Here is an 18,368-nt window from a genome sequence, read left to right on the forward strand (position 1 = left end):
TCCCTCTCCGAGGGCGTCCCGAGGCCGGCCCGGCCGCTTCGATGACGGTGTTCACATTATTGAGGAACTGAGTGTTTTGAGGATCATCTTCCGCTTTGGCGGCATCGCAATGCTCGTGGCGGCCATCGTCATCCTGGCCGTTCTCCCCTTTGCGACATCCTTCGTGGAACAATGGTCGCGTCGCGACGTGGAGTTGCGTTCCCGCCTCGTCTTCAACTCCGTCCGCGACCAGGTCAGCGGGCTCCTGGCCCGCAACGACGCCCAGAAGGTAAGCGCTCTCTTCGAGCGCATCGCCTCCGACGAGCGCGTGCTCGCCATCGGCTATTGCGATGGGCAGGAGCTGCGCTTCCCCTCGCGCAACATGCCGCCCTCCTTCTCCTGCGCGGAGGCGGCGCGCTCCGATTCGGAAAGCTTCTCCATCGTGCGCAATCAGGATCACAATGTGCTGGTGAGCTCCTTCCCGCTAAACGCCGGGGGACGACGCGGACATCTCGTGGTCCTGCACGATCTGAGCTATGCCGAGCAGCGGGGCGGGGAGGCGAGAAACTACCTCTTCCTGGCCCTGGCGGGCGTCGCCTTCGGGGCGGCGGCGCTGGCGGCCATGATCGCCGCGATCATCATGCGGCGCTGGCTCGCCTCCATCCGCCAAGCTGTCGAGCACGCCCGGTCCGGCAATGCCCAGCCGGCGGTGGAAGAGAATATCATGCCCCTGGGCCAGGAGATCCGCGATGTCCTCCACGAGCTGGAGGCTTCGCGGCGGACCATCGATGCCGCCCATACGGATTGGAACCCGGCCACGCTGCGGGCGGCCCTGTCCAACGAATTGTCCGGTTCCGAGGTGATCGTGGTCTCGAACCGCGAGCCTTACATCCACAACCGCACGGAGAGCGGCGAGATCGCCCTGCAGATTCCGGCGAGCGGCCTCGTTTCGGCTCTTGAGCCGGTGGTGCGCGCCTGCGGCGGAACCTGGGTCGCCCATGGCAGCGGCACGGCGGACCGGGAGACGGTGGACGTCAACGACCGGGTGCCGGTTCCGCCGAGCCATCCGTCCTACACCCTCCGCCGCGTCTGGCTCACGGAGGAGGAGCAGGACGGGTATTATTACGGCGCTGCCAACGAAGGGCTCTGGCCCTTGTGCCACATCGCCTTCGTGCGGCCGGTCTTCCGCGAGGCCGACTGGCAGTTCTACCGCTCGGTGAACGAGAAATTCGCACAGGCCATCGTGGCCGAAGCCAAACGCGAGGATCCGATCATCCTCGTGCAGGATTATCACTTCGCGCTTCTGCCGCGCATGATCCGCGATCGGTTGCCGCGGGCGACCATCGTGACCTTCTGGCATATCCCATGGCCCAATGCGGAAACCTTCGGCATCTGCCCCTGGCGTGAGGAGATCATCGACGGGCTTCTCGGCTCGTCCATCCTCGGGTTCCACACCCAGGCGCATTGCAACAACTTCATGGATGCGGTCGATTCCTACGTGGAAAGCCGGATCGACCGGGAGAAGGATTCGGTGTTCTTCGGCGGTGAGGAAACCCTGATCCGCCCTTATCCGATTTCCATCGAATGGCCGCCGACGGCGCTCGAGGGGCAGAAGCCCGTCGAGGAATGCCGGCGGATCGTGCGCGAGCGCCTCGGCCTGTCGCCCGACATGCGCATCGGCGTCGGCATCGAGCGGTTCGACTACACCAAGGGCATTCTCGACCGCATGCAGGCCATCGACGTTCTGCTGACCGAAAATCCGGACTGGCATGGCAACTTCGCCTTCGTCCAGGTAGCGGCTCCGACGAGGAGCAAGCTGCAGAACTACCGCATCCTGCAGGAAGAGGCGGAGGCGCTTGCCCGCGACATCAATCAGCGCCATGGCGGCGATGGGTACGAGCCCATCAAGCTCCTCATCCGTCATCACGAGCCTGACGAGGTGTTCGAACTTTTCCGCGCCGCCGATCTGTGCATCGTGTCGAGCCTGCACGACGGGATGAATCTCGTCGCGAAGGAATTCGTGGCGGCCCGCGACGACGAGCAGGGCGTGCTCATTCTCTCAGCCTTCGCGGGTGCGTCCCGCGAATTGTCGGAGGCTCTGATCGTCAACCCGTACAATGCCCATGCGATGAGCGAGGCCATTAACCGGGCGCTCACTATGCCCCAGCCGGAGCAGCGGGAGCGGATGAGGCTGATGCGCGATCAGGTCAAGGAGCGCAACGTCTATCGTTGGGCGGGGCAGATGCTCCTCGCCGCCTCGCGCCTGCGCAAGCAGCAGCGGATCAGGCGGCTGATCGCCAGGGGACGCAAGCGGGCCGCAGCCAATGCGTGACGCATATGCAGGACGAAGCCCGATGCCCGATGCGCCCGACGATTATGCTCTCTTCCTCGATTTCGACGGAACTCTCGTGGAGATCGTCGAGCGTCCCGACGCGGTTGCGGTCGATCCGGCCCTGCCGCGCATCCTGACGGCGCTGCAGGAAAGGCTCGGCGGCGCGCTCGCGATCATCAGCGGACGCCCCATCGCCTTCCTCGACAGCCGGTTCGCGCCGCATGAATTCGACATGGCGGGGCTGCACGGACTCGAGCAGCGCGTCGCGGGGCGGCTCTCGATGTGCGATCCCGAGGATCATCCGGCCCTGCGCGACATGGTCGGGCGCCTCAGGCGAATCGTGGCGGACAAGGAAGGGGTGCTCATCGAGGACAAGGGATGTTCCGTCGCCATCCATTGGCGGCTTGCGCCACACGAGAAGGACTTTGCGCTCGCGACCGCGCATGCCGCCGTCGAGGCCCTCGGCGGCGACTATCGCGTTCAGCACGGCAAGGCCGTTGCCGAAATCCTGCCATCGGCGGCAGGCAAGGGAAAAGTGATCGAGCGGTTTCTTCAGGAAGCGCCCTACAAGGGACGGTGCCCGGTCTTCATCGGCGACGACTTGACCGACGAGAACGGGTTCAAGGCGGTGAACGCCCATGGCGGCGTCTCCATCCGCATCGGTCCGGGCGAGACCGTCGCCAAGGTGCGGCTTGGAACGCCCGCGGCCCTGCGTCATTGCCTGTCCGCATGGGCCTTCGATGCCTCTCTTCCTTTCAAAGGGGATGATTTCTGACATGAGTTCGCTGGACCTTGCCGTCATCGGCAATTGCACGATCGCAGCCCTCGTGGATCGTCGCGCGCAGATCGTCTGGAGCTGTTTCCCGAGGTTCGACGGCGATCCCGTCTTCTCCGCCCTGCTCGACAGCCCCGCCGGCCAAACCGATGCGGAGCAGAAGGGCGTCTTCGCCATCGACATGGTCGGCATGGTGAGCTGCGAGCAGAGCTATCTCCAGAACACGGCGGTGCTCGTCTCGCGCATGACCGATTCCTTCGGCAACATTCTCGAGGTCACGGATTTCGCGCCGCGCTTCAAGCATTACGACCGCACTTTCCGCCCTCCGATGCTGGTCCGCCGCGTCCATCCGGTGAAGGGCCGCCCGCGTATCCGCGTGCGATTAAGGCCGCATTACGACTGGGGCGGCTGCCTGCCGAGCCGCACGCGCGGCAGCAATCACCTGCGTTTCGTGGGGCCTTCCTATTCCCTGCGCCTCACCACCGATGCGCCGCTTTCCTATGTGCAGGACGAGCGCCCCTTCGTCGTGGACCGACCCATGTCGTTCTTCTTCGGCGAGGACGAGCCGCTCCGCTCGGAGACGGACACCACGGCCCGGAGCTTTCTCGACAGCACCTTGGATTTCTGGCGCGACTGGGTGCGCTCGCTGTCGATTCCCTTCGACTGGCAGGAGGCGGTGATCCGCGCCGCCATCACGCTCAAGCTGTGCAACTTCGAGGAAACCGGCGCCATCGTTGCGGCGCTCACCACCTCCGTGCCGGAAGCGCCGAACACGCAGCGCAACTGGGATTACCGCTATTGCTGGCTGCGCGACGCCTATTTCGTCATCCAGGCGCTCAACCGCCTCGGCACGACGCGGACGATGGAGGAATACCTCAACTTCATCGCGAACATCGTCGACGACATGGAGGCCATTCCCGACCAGAAGGACATGCCGCCGCTCTTTAGCATCACGCGCTCGCCGGATCTCGAGGAACGCGAGGCGACGGCGCTGGCCGGCTATCGCGGCATGGGGCCCGTGCGCGTCGGCAACGCGGCCTATACGCAGATCCAGAACGATGCCTATGGCAGCGTCGTGCTGGCTTCCGTCCATGCCTTCCTGGACAAGCGCCTGATCCGCACCGGCAACCGGGCGCTCTTCGCACATCTGGAGAAGCTGGGGCACCGGGCCGTCGAGGTCTTCGACCAGCCCGATGCAGGCCCGTGGGAGCTGCGCACCAAGGCGGCGGTGCATACGTTTCCGAGCGTGATGTGCTGGGCGGCCTGCGACCGGCTCGTCAAGATCGCCGAAGCCATGGGGCGGGAGGACCGCGCCGCCTTCTGGCGCGAGAAGGCCCAGCACATGCAAAGGATCATTGACGAGCGGGCCTACAATCCCGCCAAGGGCACCTTCGTCTCGTCCTTCGACGGCGAGGACCTCGACGCGACCCTGCTCCTGCTGGCCGAGCTCGACTTCGTGAAGGCGGAGGATCCGCGCTTCATCGCCACCGTGGAGGCCGTGGGCAAGGCCCTGCGGCGCGGCGACCTTCTCCTGCGTTATGATGTGGAAGACGATTTCGGCCTCATGCATACCGCTTTCATGATCTGCGGCTTCTGGTACGTGGATGCCTTGAACGCCATCGGACGCAGGGACGAGGCGAGGGAGCTGTTCGAGCGCATCCTCAGCTTGCGCAATTCCTTCGGGCTCTTCTCGGAGGATGCGGACTTCACGACCGGGGAGCTGTGGGGCAACTTTCCGCAGACCTATTCCATGGTCGGCCTCATCAACTCGGCCGTGCGCCTCAGCCGGAGCTGGGAGGAGGCGTTCTGATCGTGGTATTCGGGTGCGAAAGGCGGAAAGGATCCCAGGCTCTCATGTTCGCATTTCCCGTTCTGCTCGGCGATATCGGCGGCACCAATGCCCGTTTCGCCGTTCTGCCCGCGCCCGGAGAGCCGGTTCAGCTCCTGCCCCGCGCCCTGACGGCCCAGACGCCCGATCCCATCGGGGCCATCGAGATCGCGCTTCGATCCTATGCGGGTGCGGCCCCCCGCTCCGCCATCATCGCCGTGGCGACCCGGGTGGACGCGCCCGCCATCCGCCTGACCAACGCCCAATGGGTCATCGATGCCCAGGCCATCGGCCGGGCGCTTCATCTCGAGCGCGTGACCCTCGTCAACGATTACACGCCGGTCGCCGCCTCGGTGACCGTTCTCGACGAGGCGAAGGGCGATCTCGCTCCTGTCGGAACATTCCCGCCGCCCAAGCACGGGCCGCGGGTCGTCCTGGGCCCCGGCACGGGACTCGGCGCGGGGGCTCTCGTTCCCGTGGAGGACCGTTTCGCGATCCTGGCGACCGAGGCGGGCCATATGGAATTCGGGCCGACGACCGACGAGGAAACCGCCCTCTGGCCGCATCTGGAGCGGGTCGGCGGCCGGGTCTCGGGAGAGGTCGTTCTGTCCGGGCCCGGCCTGTTCCGCATCGCCAGGGCGCTGGCGGCGCATCGCCGGGTCGCGTGCCCCTTCACGATTCCCAACGATGTTCTCGCCGCCGCCCGCGAGGGCGACGGCCTGGCGAAGGATGCGTTGTCTCTCTTCGCCCGCTTCCTCGGCCGCTTCGCGGGCGACCTCGCCCTGACCTTCGAGGCCTCCGGCGGCGTCTTCATCGCGGGCGGGATCGCGCCGCGCATGGTCGACATCCTTCAGGCCGGAGGCTTCCGGGAAGCCTTCGACCACAAGGCGCCGCACGAGGCCTGGGCGAAGAGGGTGCCGGTCTACGCCATCGTCAATCCGGAGCCGGCCCTTTTGGGTCTCGCCGCCATCGTGGCCAGGCCGCAAAGCTTCGTCTTCCAATCCCAGGGGTGGCAGGCTACCTGAGAAGGGCCTGTCAAGACGCGCGGGCTGCCGCCAAGGCCCTTGTCCGCGCCCGAACCCTGTCGATTGGATATGAGAACAGAACAGATCGCCCTTTCGCCCCTCGCCCCCGGAGCCGACCTCTCCCTGACGGTTCAGCGCTTCGGCACCGCAGGCGCGCGCCCCCGCATCTACGTCCAGGCCTCGCTCCATGCGGACGAGATTCCCGGCATGATCGCCGCCCACCACCTGCGCGAGCGCCTGACCGTCCTCGAGGCCGAAGGCCGGATCAGGGGCGAGATCGTGCTCGTCCCCTCCGCCAATCCCATCGGCCTGAGCCAGAGGGTATCGGGAAGCCATATCGGCCGCTTCAACCTGGCCGACGGAATCAATTTCAATCGCGGCTATCCCCATCTCGTGCCAAAGGTCGCCGAGCGGGTCGAGGGCCGGCTGACCGATGACGGTGAGGCCAATGTCCGCCTGATTCGCGAGGCCCTGCGGGCGGAGCTCGAAGCCTGGGAGCCGTCCAATCCTGCCGAGGTCATGAAGAAGGCCCTGCTGGGCCTCGCCCAGGAGGCGGACATCGTCCTCGACCTGCATTGCGATGCGGAGGCCGTGGTGCATCTCTATACCCATACGCGCTCGGCGGAGGAGTTCGCTCCCCTTGCGGCGCTCATGGGAGCCCATGCCTACCTCCTGGCCGACGTGTCGGGCGACGAGCCCTTCGACGAGGCCTGCAGCCGTCCCTGGGCGGAACTGGCCGACCGTTTCCCGGACCGTCCGATCCCGTTCTCCTGCCACGCGACGACCCTGGAATTCCGGGGCGAGCGGGACGTTGACCACGAGACGGCCAGGGCCGATGCTGCCGCCATCGTCGCCTACCTGACCCTGCGCGGGGCGATCGAGGGCACGGCCCCGACGCTGCCGGAGCCCCTCTGCCGGGCCACGCCCCTGGCGGCGTCCGAGCCGGTTCCGGCTCCGGGCTATGGCATCCTGGTCTTCAAGGCCCAGGTGGGTGACCGGGTGAAGGCGGGCGACGCGATCGCGGACGTGATCGATCCGCTCACCGGCGCCACCGTTCAGGCCAAGGCCCCCTGCGACGGGGTGATGTTCGCCCGGGTCGCCCTGCGCTTCGTGACCCGGGGCATGCGGATCGCCAAGGTCGCCGGCACCACGGCCCAGCGGACGGGCAAGCTGCTCGGCGCCTGAGGCTCGGCAAGGCAAAAAGAAAGGCCGCCCTGGGAGGCGGCCTTTCCATTGTCGGTTCCACGGCCCGCTGAACGCCGGCCATAGGCATCGGACCCAAAAGTGGACCCCGCTTTTGGGATCCATTCGATGCCCCTTCTTCAAGGACGCATCGTTGGGTGCGGACCCAGCGGGCCGCGCTAGCGAAAATCGGATTCCACTTTTCCGCTACGATGCGCGTGCGTTACGCACCGATCTCGGCAGAGGCCAAGATCCAGGTCACGGCAACCGGGGACCGTAGGGTATGACAATGAGACACTGGATCACCTCCTTTCGCTGTTGACGGGAAACCCCCATATGGGGTCAGAAGAGAATAGCGAAAGGGCGGCGCGCTGCGGCGTACTGTCCACCACCGTCCCCAGGGCATTTTTAAAGAACCATGACCGATCTTCCGGCTCCCGTGAGCCGCCGCAGAACCTTTGCGATCATCTCCCACCCGGACGCGGGTAAGACCACGCTTACCGAGAAGCTGCTGCTCTTCGGGGGAGCGATCCAGCTCGCCGGCGAGGTGAAGGCGAAGAAGAACCGCGTCTCGACCCGTTCCGACTGGATGGGAATCGAGAAGGAGCGCGGCATCTCGGTGGTGACCTCGGTCATGACCTTCGAATATGGCGGCTGCGTCTTCAACCTGCTCGACACGCCAGGCCACGAGGACTTCTCGGAGGATACCTACCGCACGCTGACCGCCGTCGATTCCGCCATCATGGTGATCGATGCGGCGAAGGGCATCGAGGCGCGCACGCGCAAGCTCTTCGAGGTGTGCCGCATGCGCGACATTCCCATCGTGACCTTCATCAACAAGATGGATCGCGAGGCGCGCAGCCCTTTCGATCTCCTCGACGAGATCGAGAAGACGCTCGCCCTCGACACCGCCCCCGTCACCTGGCCGATCAGCCAGGGCAAGAGCTTTGCGGGCACCTTCGACCTGCGCCGCAACGCCGTGCGCCGCATCGATACGGATGACGCGCTGATGCCCGTCTCCGGCCCGGACGATCCCAAGCTCATCGCCCTGCTGCCGCCGGAAGAGGCGGAGGCCTGGCAGGAAGAGGTGATGCTGGCGCAGGAAGCCTGCAAGCCCTTCGATCTCCAGGCCTTCCGCGAGGGCCACCTCACGCCTGTGTTCTTCGGCAGCGCCCTGCGCAATTTCGGCGTGCGCGACCTCATCGACGCACTCGCCGAATATGCTCCGCCGCCGCGCGGCCAGGAGGCGGACAAGCGCCTTGTCGAGGCAAGCGAGCCCAAGATGTCGGGCTTCGTGTTCAAGATCCAGGCCAACATGGATCCGAACCACCGCGACCGCATCGCCTTCATGCGCATCTGCTCAGGAAAACTCCAGCGCGGCATGAAGGCGAAGCTCGTGCGCACGGGCAAGCCCATGAGCCTGAACGCGCCGCAATTCTTCTTCGCCCAGGACCGCGCCATCGCGGACGAGGCCTGGGCGGGCGACGTGGTGGGCATTCCCAACCACGGCACCCTGCGCATCGGCGACACGCTCACTGAAGGCGAGGACATCGTCTTCCGCGGCGTGCCGAGCTTCGCGCCGGAAATCCTGCGCCGCATCAAACTGCAGGACGCCATGAAGGCGAAGAAGCTGCGCGAGGCGCTGCAGCAGATGGCGGAAGAGGGCGTGGTGCAGCTTTTCGTGCCGAACGACGGCTCCGGAGCCATCGTCGGCGTCGTGGGCGCGCTGCAGCTCGACGTACTGAAAGAACGGCTCGCCGCGGAATACGGCCTGCCTATCGACTACGAGCCGACGCGCTTCTCCATCTGCCGCTGGATCACGGCGGACGATCCGAAGGAGCTCGACAAGTTCATCGAGAGCCATCTCTCGTCCATGGCGCGGGATCTCGACGAGGCGCCCGTGTTCATGGCGCCGAACATGTTCAATCTTCAATACGAGATCGACCGCTACAAGGCGATCCGGTTCTCGGATGTGAAGGATTACCAGAAGAAGGCGGCTTGATAGCCGCCTTCCCTTCGCCTCAGTCGTTCAAGTGGCTGAGCGGCACTTCGATGCGTACCTTGAGGCCCTCCGGCTCCCACTCATAGGCGATTGCACCGCCGAGCTGATCCGTTACGCTCCTGCGGGCGAGCTTCGAGCCGAATCCCTCCGTTGCGGGCGGGCCTTGAAGGATGGGCCCGTTTTCCTCCCGCCACAGCAGCGTGAGCGTTGCGCCCTGCCTCCAGGCGATGTTCAGCCGGCCCTCGGGAGCCGACAGGGCGCCGTATTTCGAGGCGTTGGTGGCCAATTCGTGCAGCACCAGGGTCAGGATCGTCGCCGCCTTCGGGCCGATCCGCACGGCCGGCCCCTCCAGCGTCATCGAAGAGGGGGCATCCCGGTTGATGTGCGGGGCCAGGATGGCCTGCGCGATCTCCTCGACAGAGGTTTCTCCATCGGTGGGCTCGGTGCCTGTGATGGCGGGGCGGATGAGTTCGTGCGCACGGGCCAGGGCTTCGATGCGCCCGCGCAGAGCCTCCGCCATCTGTTTCGGCGTCTCCGCCATGCGCGCGGTGAGCGCGATCATGCCGCTCGTCATGGCGAAGAGATTCTTGACCCGGTGGTTAAGCTCCTGCACCAGAAGCTGCCGGATCTCCTCGTTCCTGCGGCGCTCCGTGGCATCGATGATGGTGCCGAGAAGGCGGGCGGGCTTCAGCTCGCCGTTCACGATCTCGTAGAGCATGCGGCCATGGCTCAGGATCCAGCGCAGCTCCCCGTCCGGGCGGACGATCCGGTGTTCGATGTGGAGCTGCCCGCCGGACCGTGGGTCGCTCAAGGCCTCGACGCTGCTCACCACGCGCTCGCGGTCCTCGGGATGAATGGCCGAGTGCCAGAACTCGTAGGTGGCGGGTTCCCCCTTCGAAAGGCCGAAGATATCTTTCTGCCGATCGGACCAGAAGGTCTCGCCCGTCTGGGCGTTCCACTCCCACAGGCCCATCTCGGTGGCTTCGACGGCAAGCGCGAGGCGTTCGTTATGGAGCGCGACCTCGCGGGCCTTGATCTCGGCCTCGCTGCGCGCTTTGACCCGTTCGGTCACGTTCGCCGCCAGGGTCAGGATGCCGCTGATCCTGTCGTCCCCGTCGCGAACCGGCAGCAGCTTGACGTCCCAATAGGTGGTCGTGCCGGATGTCAGGACGATAGGATAACCCTCCAGTCCCTGTGGCTCGCCGGTTTCGAACACCTTTTGCCGAAGTACCCCGATGTCAGGGGTATAGCTTTTGCCCATGACCTCCTGCACGGTCCGCCCGATCAGGTTTTCCTCGGTTGCGGACATGGCCGAGCGGAACAGCCGGTTGGCAAAGACGAAGCGCTGCTGCGGGCCCAGGGTGACGGCAATGGCCAGAGGAACGTTCTCGAGCAGCTCGGAGAGGGCTTCGCGGCTGAACCCTTCTGCTCCCGCCTGAAAGCGAATTTCGTTGAGTCCATAAGCCCAGGACTGAGTAGGACTCACGCTTGTATCCCTTTCGGATGAACGCTCGGCGAGAAACGGGCAGAGCTGGATCGTATAGTTAATGTAATTTTATCTCATAAGATTCTAGCCCGCATTTTCCAAATAAGATTCTGCGCCTGCGGCAGATTGCGCCTTCTCCGGAAACAGCACCTGTACCTTGGCGATATCCTCGAGGGTCGGCAGGCTCGCCTCGTTGCCGAGATGCTGGATGGCATGGGCCGAGGCCGCGCGGGCGAAGATGAAATGCTCGCGCCAGGGCAGCTCGGGCCGGGCCATGGCGGAATAGACGTAGGCGCCGTGGAAGATGTCGCCCGCGCCGTTCGTGTCCACCACCTTGCTGCCCGGGACGTCGAGGGCGGGGAGAACGCCTTCCGTGCCCGTCTCGTCGTACCAGACGAGGCCCCGCTCGCCCAGGGTCACGCCGCCGATCTTGCAGCCCCGGCTCTTGAGATAGCCCAGCATGCCGGACGGCGTGAGGTTCATCTGCTCGCAGAGGCGCTCGGCCACGATGGCCACGTCGATGAATTCCAGAAGCTCGTGCGTGTTGGAACGCAGGCCGCCGCCATCGAGGGAGGTGAGGATGCCCGCCTCGCGGCAGACCTTGGCGTAGTGCATGGCGGCGTCCGCCTGGTGGCCGTCCAGGTGCAGCGCCTTGCAGCCTTGGATGTTCAGCGGCGGCACGGGATGCAGGTAATGGTCGTCGCGGCAGCGGACGATGGCGCGCTTGCCGCCCCGCGGCATGATGAAGGACAGTGAGGATTCCGCAACCTTCCGGTGATGGACCGAGATGCCGTATTTCGCGGCCATGTCGATGAACATGCGGCCCAGCCAGTCGTCGGCGATGGACGTGAGGAGGTCGGGTGCGAGCCCAAGCTTGGCGCAGGCGAAAGCGGCCGTGACCGCATTGCCGCCGAACGAGATCGCATAATCCCGCGCCACGGTTTTCTCGTCCCCGGTCGGCAGTTCATCCGCCAGGAAGGTCACGTCGATATAGGTCTGGCCTACGAAAAGAGCTTTCATCGTTGAGTTTCGCTTCGAACTGGAATTCCGGAAATGGCCGAGACGAAAGTCTTGGCCGAGGATGAGGGCTTGCGCAAGCCGTGAGGCCCGATGCCGCCCTCAGCCGCTCCTGATGATCTGGAGCGCCTCCTGGATCGGCGCTGGCGAGAACCGCACGGGACCGTCGAAAGGCCGTTCCCGCATGGCGACGAGGCCGAGGGTGATGACGACGGCGACGGAGAAGATGGCGAGAGAGGCCCGTTGCGCCTGCGGCTTTTCCAGGTGCACGATTCCGATGGCGAGCTGGCTGATGAGGGCCAGGATGACCACGGCGCTCCACTTGGTCCTGTCGGTCTGGTCGCCGCTGAGCGCGAGGCGGTCGTAGCGCGCCGCGCGCAGCTTGAGAACGATGTTGAGGAGAGCGCTCTGCGCAGCCGTTCCGGCCTCGACGCCGATCTGCGGATTCGAGACCTTGGTGAGCAGGGTGCGGAGGGCCTCGCCGGTCTTCGGGGAGCTCTGCTGCTCCATCATGCGCGGCCATTCATCGTTGATGAGCGTTTCCGCATAATCCTGCACGGCGGCGCGGATGTCTTCCATGTCGGACACCGTCGCGAGGCTGATGGCGTGGAGCGAGAGAAGCGCATCGCGCTCCGCGAAGATCGCCCGGTCGGCCTGTCTGTTCCTGTCCCAGACCTCATTGGCGAGAAAGCCCGTCAGCAGCGCAAAGAGCACCGCAATCGTGCCCGAGAAGGGCGGGACGACGCCGACGAAGCCGGCGGCGCGTGCCCGGTTCGGCTTCCCGAAGGAAAGCCAATGGATGGAGAAGGCCGAGAGGGCGAACAGGAGCGCGAGGGAGCCGAAGATCCCCCAGGTCGGCATGTCGAGCCAGGTATCGAAAATCACCGTATCCCCCACGTGGCATGGGCCCCGATCCGCCTGACGGCGCAAGGCGGCCCCGGCCATGGATAGACCACACGAGCCCCATGGCGATCAATGGGAAGGCTGCTTCGCCTCACCGCACGCTCGCGGCGAGATGCGCGGCCGTGAAGGCGGCATCCACATCGCTGTGGATGAACTCCACCTTTGCGACGAGGTCCCGCTGGAACGCCTGGGCCAGGACCGGGTGCAGCCGGGACGATCCGCCGACCAGGGCGACCGGGCGGGGGCCGAGCCGCTTGATCAGGCAATTGGCGAGACGGGCCAGCTCTTCGCCGGCCTCGCGCAGGATGCGCAGGGCCGTCTCGTCTCCCTTGTGAGCCGCTTCGCCCACGCTGCGGGCAAGCGAGCCGATCTTGCCGCGGTCGCCGCCATAGACATAGGAGCGGACCACGTTCCAATCCGTGCCGCCGAGCGCCTCCGAGAGGCACATGCCGAGCTTCGTCGTCCATCCCTCGCCGGGGCTTTCTTCCTCGGTGCGCAGAACCGACTTCAAGGCCTCCCGGGCGATCCAGAACCCGGAGCCGCCGTCGTCGATGAGGTTGCCGCGCCCGCCGACCCGGATCACCTCCTTCTTCTCCGAGAGGTAGTAGCCGATGGAGCCGGTGCCGCTGTAGACCAGGATGCCTTCGCCCAGGGTGAAATAGGACAGGTAGGCGATCCACATGTCCTCCGCGACGAAGATCCTGTCGGGGGACAGCTCGAAAATCTCGGCGAACAGGGCGCGCATGGTGGCTTCCGCCGGGGTGTCACGGGTCAGGCCCGTGATTCCGGCAACGATGCCCATTGGCCTGCCGGATTTCATCACGGCCTGGGCCATGTCGAGAACGATCTGGCGGGCGCGCTCTTCCGCGGCGGCGGAGAAGAGATGGCCGGTCAGGGGAGCGACGGAGCCTTGAGCCACGCGCTGGCCGTTCTCGTCCACCAGCCGCCAGCGCGTGGCAGTTCCGCCCGCGTCGATGCCAAGCCCCAGCCCCATGACCTCTGCCTTCTTCTCGTCGGCCGGCTGAACGGCCGACTCAGTTATTCCCGTTTCGAGAAATCTGCCAGGGCCTTGCGCAGATTGCCATCGTTTCGCGCGAGCGCGTCCTGCGCTTCCGGCAGGCCCGCGCCCATGGCGATGAGCACGGCGGTCTTGAGATCGCCGTCGGCCTTGCGGATGGCCTCGACGGCGGTCGCATCGTCGCAATCGGTGATCTGCGAGACCATGATCTCGCTGCGGCGGCGCAGCTTCGCGTTGGTGGCGCGCATGTTGACCATCAGCCCGCGATAGACCCGGTCCATCCGCACCATGATCAGGGTCGAGAGCAGGTTGAGGATGACCTTCTGCGCCGTGCCCGCCTTCATGCGGGTCGAGCCCGCGATCACCTCCTCGCCCGTATCGGCGAGGATCGGATGGGAGCAGACGCCGAGCAGGGGTGCGTCCTGGTTGTTGGCGATGCCGATGGTCTGAGCGCCCCGGGCGGCGGCTTCCTTGAGCACCGCGATCGTGAAGGGCGTCCGTCCGCTCGCGGCGACGCCGATCACCACGTCGTCGGGCCCGATTGCGTTGTCGCGGATGCCGGCGATGCCGTCCTCCACCGAGTCCTCGGCATTCTCGACGGCCTGCATGATGGCGCCCTGGCCGCCGGCGATGAGATAGACCAGCTTGTCCTCCGGCCAGTTGAAGGTCGGCGGAAGCTCGGTTCCGTCCTGCACGCCGATGCGGCCGGACGTTCCGGCGCCCGCATAGACGAGCCGGCCGCCACGGCGCAGGCGCTTGACCGCCTCTTCCGCCGCCGCGGCGATGGCGGGCAGGGAGGGCCTGACGGCTGCAACGGCGGAGAGCTGCCCCTCATAGAAAGCCGAGAGGACGTCGAGGCTCGGCCACGTGTCGAGATCCTGGTAGCGGGTGCTGAAATGTTCTGTCGCCATTGTGCCAACCTTCTTCCAGACCAGTATAGGACCAGTGAAGGGCCTCAACAATGGCCCGCAGGCGCCCGGACGGAGCCGTCGGCAAACTTTTTACCGGCATCCTTAAGGACGGGCGTGGCGGTTGAACAGCGCGACCGTCTGCTCCCCCGTCGCGCGGCGAAGCGCGAGGATTCCGCTGTCCTTGTGGCGGCTGGGATGCACGCGGTTGGTCAGCAGCGACCATGCCAACCCGCGCTCGAAATCGATCCAGAGTCCGGTGCCGGTGAAGCCCGTGTGGCCGATGGTGCCGGCGGAGCAGGAATCGCCGCCGTGCCAGCCGGGATGGAATCCTTCCCAGCCGACCGTCCGCTTGTCCGACTCGCGCGTGCGGATGGCTTTCACGGAGTCCGGCGACAACGCCGATCCGTCGAGGACCGATTGCGCGAAGTCGAGCACGCCGTCGATGGTGCCGAACAGGCCCGCATGGCCGGAGGCTCCGCCCAGCGCGAAAGCGTTCTCGTCATGCACCTCGCCGCGGATCACGCGCCCGCGCCAGGTGCAGCGCTCCGTGGCGGCGCAGAGCGCGGGATCGGGCCGGAACGAGAAACGCGGCGGCAGCGGCTGATCGATCAGCGCCTGCCCTGTGAGACGCTCGATGGCGATGCCGAGCAGCATGAAATTGATGTCGGAATAGACCGGCGGCCCGGGCTGCCAGACGCGCTGCAGGATGAAAGCGCGCAGGGTGTTCGGATCCTGGCCGTAGGTGTAGAGCGGCTCGACGGCCGGAAGATGGGTCTGGTGCGCCAGGCATTGGCGGAAGGTGAGCCGCCGTTCGGCGGCGTTCATGTCGTATTGGCGCAGATCGGGAATGACCGTCGCCAGCGGATCGTCGAGCGCGATCTTCCCCTCCTCGACGAGATGCAGGATGCGCGTCGTCGTGAAGATGACCTTGGTGAGGGAGGCGAGATCGAACCATGTCTCGCGGGAGATCGGCGCGTGCTCCGGTTGGATCTGCGCCGCGCCGGACCAGTGAACGGCGCGCTTGCCGTCAGCGGTGACGAGGCCGAGAACCGCGCCGGGGATGTTGCCCGTCCCGATGGACGCGGCGGCAGGCGCGAAGGCCTGCCCGATCCATGATTCAAGCGGCATGGCGCTCACGCGGCGCGATGAAGTTCGCCGCCCGGCATTGGATGCGGCACGCCCGTGGTGGTGGGCAGGCTCAGGGGCAGCCCCAGCGTGGAGCGTACGGCGAGATAGCCGAAGGCCTGGGCCTCCAGAAAATCGCCATTCCAGCCCACGGATTCCACCGGATCGACCGCGACGCCGAGCTCCTCGCGCAGGCGCTTCATGAAATGCGCGTTGCGCCGCCCGCCGCCGGTCACCAGCCAGCGCTGCGGTGCGCGCGGAACATGCCGCAGCGCGGCGATGACGGATTGCACCGTGAACTCCGCCAGCGTCGCCGCGCCATCGGCATCGGAGAGCGCTTCAACGCCTTTGGCGCGGTCGTGGAAATCCTGCCGGTCGAGAGATTTCGGCGCGGGCCGGTCGAAGAACGGGTTCGTCATGAATGCGGAAACGAGCCTTTGGTCCACATTACCGGAAGCCGCGAGCTGCCCGTTCTCGTCGAAGCCCAGGCCGCGGCGGCGCAGCATGAAATCGTCGAGCAGTGCGCTGGCCGGGCCGGTATCGAACGCGATCACCGCGTCGCCATCGATATAGGTGACGTTCCCGACGCCGCCGAGATTGAGAACCATGACCGGCTGGGGCAATCCGCTTGCCAGGGCCCGATGATAAAGCGGAACGAAGGGCGCGCCTTCGCCGCCGGAGGCCACGTCCGCATGGCGGAAACGATAGACCGTATCGATGCCGAGCTCGCGCGCCACCTGTGCGCCGAGGCCGAGCTGGCGGGTAAAGCGGATCTCCGGCCGGTGATAGACGGTCTGCCCATGAAAGCCGATGAGCTTCACGTCGCCTGCGGCAATTCCGGTCTCGCTCATGAAGCGGCGGATGGCGGCGATATGAGCCTGCGTCACGGCCTGCTCGAGATCGTCCAGCGGCTCGCTCTGCGCGCGGGCGGGCTGGGCGATGAGAGCCTGCAGGGTCGCGCGCAGATCCTCCGGATAGGAAAAGGTCCGTCCCGGACCCGGCTTCACCACGCTGTCCCCATCCGTCTCCACGATGGAGACGTCGATGCCGTCCATTGACGTGCCGCTGATCGCGCCAATGGCTTTGACGACGGGGCGTTCGGGCATCGGTCTCTCCGGGATGCTTTCAGGTCCTGGCGGACCATAGCACAAGCGTCGAGCCGGTCTAGAGTGGTATGATATTGGACCATGACAGGTCCACGGCGATGGCCTATAAAACCCCTGCGGCTTCCAAGGGAGAAAAAGACGCATGGTCAGGTCAGCACTGCGCAGCGCACTGGGTGCGGGGTTCTTAATGGCGGCGATGGCATCCGCCTCGGCTCAGGTTCTGGAGATCGGAGCGGATGCGAGCCCCACCGGTCTCGACCCGCATCTCATCACCGCTTTCCCGAGTTTCATGGTGGTGAACGGCAATATCTACGAGGGCCTCACCGCCATCGACAAGGATCTGAAGATCGTTCCTGCCCTTGCCGAATCCTGGACCGTGTCCGCCGACGGCAAGACCTATACCTTCAAGCTGCGCGCGAACGTGAAATTCCACGACGGCTCCGCCATGGAGGCGGAGGACGTGGTGGCCTCGATCAAGCGCGTGCAGAGCAAGGACATCGCCTCGCCGCTGGCGAGCCGTCTCTCGGCGGTTGAAAGCGCCAGCGCGGTCGATCCGCAGACGGTGGAGCTGAAGCTCAAGGAACCCTCCGCGGCGCTCTTGAGTTCGCTTGCCACCATTGCCATCGTGCCGAGCGCCATGGAGGCGAACAAGGACGCCCTGCAGAAGGCGCCGGTCGGAACGGGCCCGTTCAAGTTCCAGGAATGGCAGCCCAACGGCTTCATCCTTCTCACCAAGAACGAGGCCTATTGGGACAAGGGACTGCCGAAGCTCTCCGGGCTCAAGTTCAACATCGTGCCTGAATCGGCCACCCGCCAGGTGGGCCTGAGCAACGGTCAGTACGCTCTCCTGCCCAACATCGACGCGGCGACGGCCCTGCAGCTCAAGGGCAAGCCGAACGTGAAGCTCGCCGAGACCATGGATCTCGCCTACATGCTGATCGGCATGAACGTGTCGAAGCCGCCCTTCGACAACCCGAAGGTGCGCGAGGCGGTGAACTACGCCATCAACCGCCAGGAGATCGTCGATGCGGCGCTCTTCGGCGCGGGCGTTCCGGGCGGGCCGCTCTCTCCGGCCCTGAAATCCTGGGCGCTCGATGTGAAGCAGTTCGCCTGCTACAAGCCCGACCCCGCCAAGGCGCAGGCGCTTCTGAAGGAAGCGGGCGTTGCGACGCCGGTGGCCGTGACCCTGAAGGTGCTGCCGCGCCAGGACGTCAAGGATATCGCGCAGGTGGTGCAGGAGCAGCTCAACAAGGCGGGCTTCAAGGTCGAGCTCGTCAACCAGGAGCAGGGCCAGTTCATTCAGGATTGGCGCAACAGCAACTTCGACATGTTCGCATCCATCAATGCGGGCCAGCCCGATCCGGACGAGTATTTCTACCGCACCTTCCGCACGGGCGGTTCGACCAACGTGTTCAAGTATTCGGACGCGGAGCTCGACGGGCTTCTCGATCAGGCCCGCACCCTGCAGGATCAGGCGGCGCGCAAGGCGGCCTACGACAAGGTGCAGCAGAAGCTCGCCTGCTCCGGCCCCGTGGCGCATCTCACCTACGGCACGCTGTTCTCGGCCATGAACAGCAAGCTGCAGGGTTACGATGTGATGCCCAACCGCTCGCTCATGCTGCTGCGCAACGCGTCCTACTGAGTGTCATCCATCGCCCCGGCGCCGCGATTGCGCGCGC

Annotated in this window: 14 protein-coding genes; 7 read left to right on the forward strand and 7 right to left on the reverse strand. The window is 65.8% G+C overall.

Translation table 11 applies throughout. From position 1 onward, the window contains the following. Positions 1-76 precede the first annotated feature (76 nt). The 6 genes from L879_RS0111810 to L879_RS0111835 all read left to right on the forward strand — a co-directional run bounded on the left by L879_RS0111810 (position 77) and on the right by L879_RS0111835 (position 9,123). Positions 77-2,311: an alpha,alpha-trehalose-phosphate synthase (UDP-forming) gene (locus L879_RS0111810; RefSeq protein WP_035459422.1), complete on the forward strand. Its 2,235-nt coding sequence runs from the start codon at positions 77-79 to the stop codon at positions 2,309-2,311. 22 nt (positions 2,312-2,333) lie between these two features. Continuing rightward, positions 2,334-3,086: a trehalose-phosphatase gene (gene otsB, locus L879_RS21465; protein WP_035459424.1), complete on the forward strand. Its 753-nt coding sequence runs from the start codon at positions 2,334-2,336 to the stop codon at positions 3,084-3,086. A gap of 1 nt (position 3,087) precedes the next feature. After that, a complete protein-coding gene (locus L879_RS0111820) occupies positions 3,088-4,896 on the forward strand; it encodes a glycoside hydrolase family 15 protein (protein ID WP_027316284.1) in 1,809 nt (602 codons plus the stop codon). A gap of 104 nt (positions 4,897-5,000) precedes the next feature. Further along, entirely contained in the window at positions 5,001-5,939 is a 939-nt protein-coding gene (locus tag L879_RS0111825; protein WP_438268104.1) for a glucokinase, read from the forward strand. A 69-nt stretch (positions 5,940-6,008) separates the two neighbouring features. Beyond that, complete coding sequence (locus tag L879_RS0111830; RefSeq protein ID WP_027316286.1) at positions 6,009-7,124, forward strand: succinylglutamate desuccinylase/aspartoacylase family protein; 1,116 nt, start codon at positions 6,009-6,011, stop codon at positions 7,122-7,124. A 415-nt stretch (positions 7,125-7,539) separates the two neighbouring features. Beyond that, positions 7,540-9,123, forward strand: a complete 1,584-nt coding sequence (locus L879_RS0111835; protein WP_027316287.1) for a peptide chain release factor 3 — start codon at positions 7,540-7,542, stop codon at positions 9,121-9,123. 19 nt (positions 9,124-9,142) lie between these two features. On the opposite strand, the gene L879_RS0111840 is transcribed toward L879_RS0111835, so the two are convergent. The 7 genes from L879_RS0111840 to L879_RS0111870 all read right to left on the reverse strand — a co-directional run bounded on the left by L879_RS0111840 (position 9,143) and on the right by L879_RS0111870 (position 16,689). Next, positions 9,143-10,609, reverse strand: a complete 1,467-nt coding sequence (locus L879_RS0111840; protein WP_027316288.1) for a sensor histidine kinase — start codon at positions 10,607-10,609, stop codon at positions 9,143-9,145. An 84-nt stretch (positions 10,610-10,693) separates the two neighbouring features. After that, on the reverse strand, positions 10,694-11,629 hold the full coding sequence (locus L879_RS21470) for a sugar kinase (protein WP_051435261.1): 936 nt from the start codon (positions 11,627-11,629) through the stop codon (positions 10,694-10,696). Between the two features lie 99 nt (positions 11,630-11,728). Continuing rightward, on the reverse strand, positions 11,729-12,511 hold the full coding sequence (locus tag L879_RS0111850; protein WP_027316289.1) for a bestrophin-like domain: 783 nt from the start codon (positions 12,509-12,511) through the stop codon (positions 11,729-11,731). A 109-nt stretch (positions 12,512-12,620) separates the two neighbouring features. Next, positions 12,621-13,523 carry an N-acetylglucosamine kinase gene (locus tag L879_RS0111855; protein WP_027316290.1) on the reverse strand — a complete coding sequence of 301 codons (903 nt, stop codon included), beginning with the start codon at positions 13,521-13,523 and terminating at the stop codon, positions 12,621-12,623. Between the two features lie 44 nt (positions 13,524-13,567). Beyond that, a complete protein-coding gene (locus L879_RS0111860; RefSeq protein WP_027316291.1) occupies positions 13,568-14,458 on the reverse strand; it encodes an N-acetylmuramic acid 6-phosphate etherase in 891 nt (296 codons plus the stop codon). 102 nt (positions 14,459-14,560) lie between these two features. Continuing rightward, positions 14,561-15,586: a serine hydrolase domain-containing protein gene (locus L879_RS0111865; RefSeq protein WP_027316292.1), complete on the reverse strand. Its 1,026-nt coding sequence runs from the start codon at positions 15,584-15,586 to the stop codon at positions 14,561-14,563. A 5-nt stretch (positions 15,587-15,591) separates the two neighbouring features. Beyond that, the gene (locus L879_RS0111870; protein WP_027316293.1) at positions 15,592-16,689 is read right to left on the reverse strand and encodes an anhydro-N-acetylmuramic acid kinase; all 1,098 of its coding nucleotides are present in this window, start codon (positions 16,687-16,689) and stop codon (positions 15,592-15,594) included. 142 nt (positions 16,690-16,831) lie between these two features. Between L879_RS0111870 and L879_RS0111875 the strand changes: the two genes are divergently transcribed. Further along, the gene (locus L879_RS0111875) at positions 16,832-18,331 is read left to right on the forward strand and encodes an ABC transporter substrate-binding protein (protein ID WP_027316294.1); all 1,500 of its coding nucleotides are present in this window, start codon (positions 16,832-16,834) and stop codon (positions 18,329-18,331) included. Positions 18,332-18,368: the final 37 nt, after the last annotated feature.

The organism is Microvirga flocculans ATCC BAA-817, from assembly GCF_000518665.1.
GTDB classification, from domain to species: domain Bacteria; phylum Pseudomonadota; class Alphaproteobacteria; order Rhizobiales; family Beijerinckiaceae; genus Microvirga; species Microvirga flocculans.

Coding starts and splice junctions, on each gene's coding strand:
- L879_RS0111820 (WP_027316284.1), top strand. CDS start 3,088: ATGAGTTCGCTGGACCTTGCCGTCATCGGCAATTGCACGATCGCAGCC.
- L879_RS0111830 (WP_027316286.1), top strand. CDS start 6,009: ATGAGAACAGAACAGATCGCCCTTTCGCCCCTCGCCCCCGGAGCCGAC.
- L879_RS0111855 (WP_027316290.1), bottom strand. CDS start 13,523: ATGGGGCTGGGGCTTGGCATCGACGCGGGCGGAACTGCCACGCGCTGG.
- L879_RS0111875 (WP_027316294.1), top strand. CDS start 16,832: ATGGTCAGGTCAGCACTGCGCAGCGCACTGGGTGCGGGGTTCTTAATG.
- L879_RS0111865 (WP_027316292.1), bottom strand. CDS start 15,586: ATGCCGCTTGAATCATGGATCGGGCAGGCCTTCGCGCCTGCCGCCGCG.
- L879_RS0111835 (WP_027316287.1), top strand. CDS start 7,540: ATGACCGATCTTCCGGCTCCCGTGAGCCGCCGCAGAACCTTTGCGATC.
- L879_RS0111870 (WP_027316293.1), bottom strand. CDS start 16,689: ATGCCCGAACGCCCCGTCGTCAAAGCCATTGGCGCGATCAGCGGCACG.
- L879_RS0111860 (WP_027316291.1), bottom strand. CDS start 14,458: ATGGCGACAGAACATTTCAGCACCCGCTACCAGGATCTCGACACGTGG.
- otsB (WP_035459424.1), top strand. CDS start 2,334: ATGCCCGATGCGCCCGACGATTATGCTCTCTTCCTCGATTTCGACGGA.
- L879_RS21470 (WP_051435261.1), bottom strand. CDS start 11,629: ATGAAAGCTCTTTTCGTAGGCCAGACCTATATCGACGTGACCTTCCTG.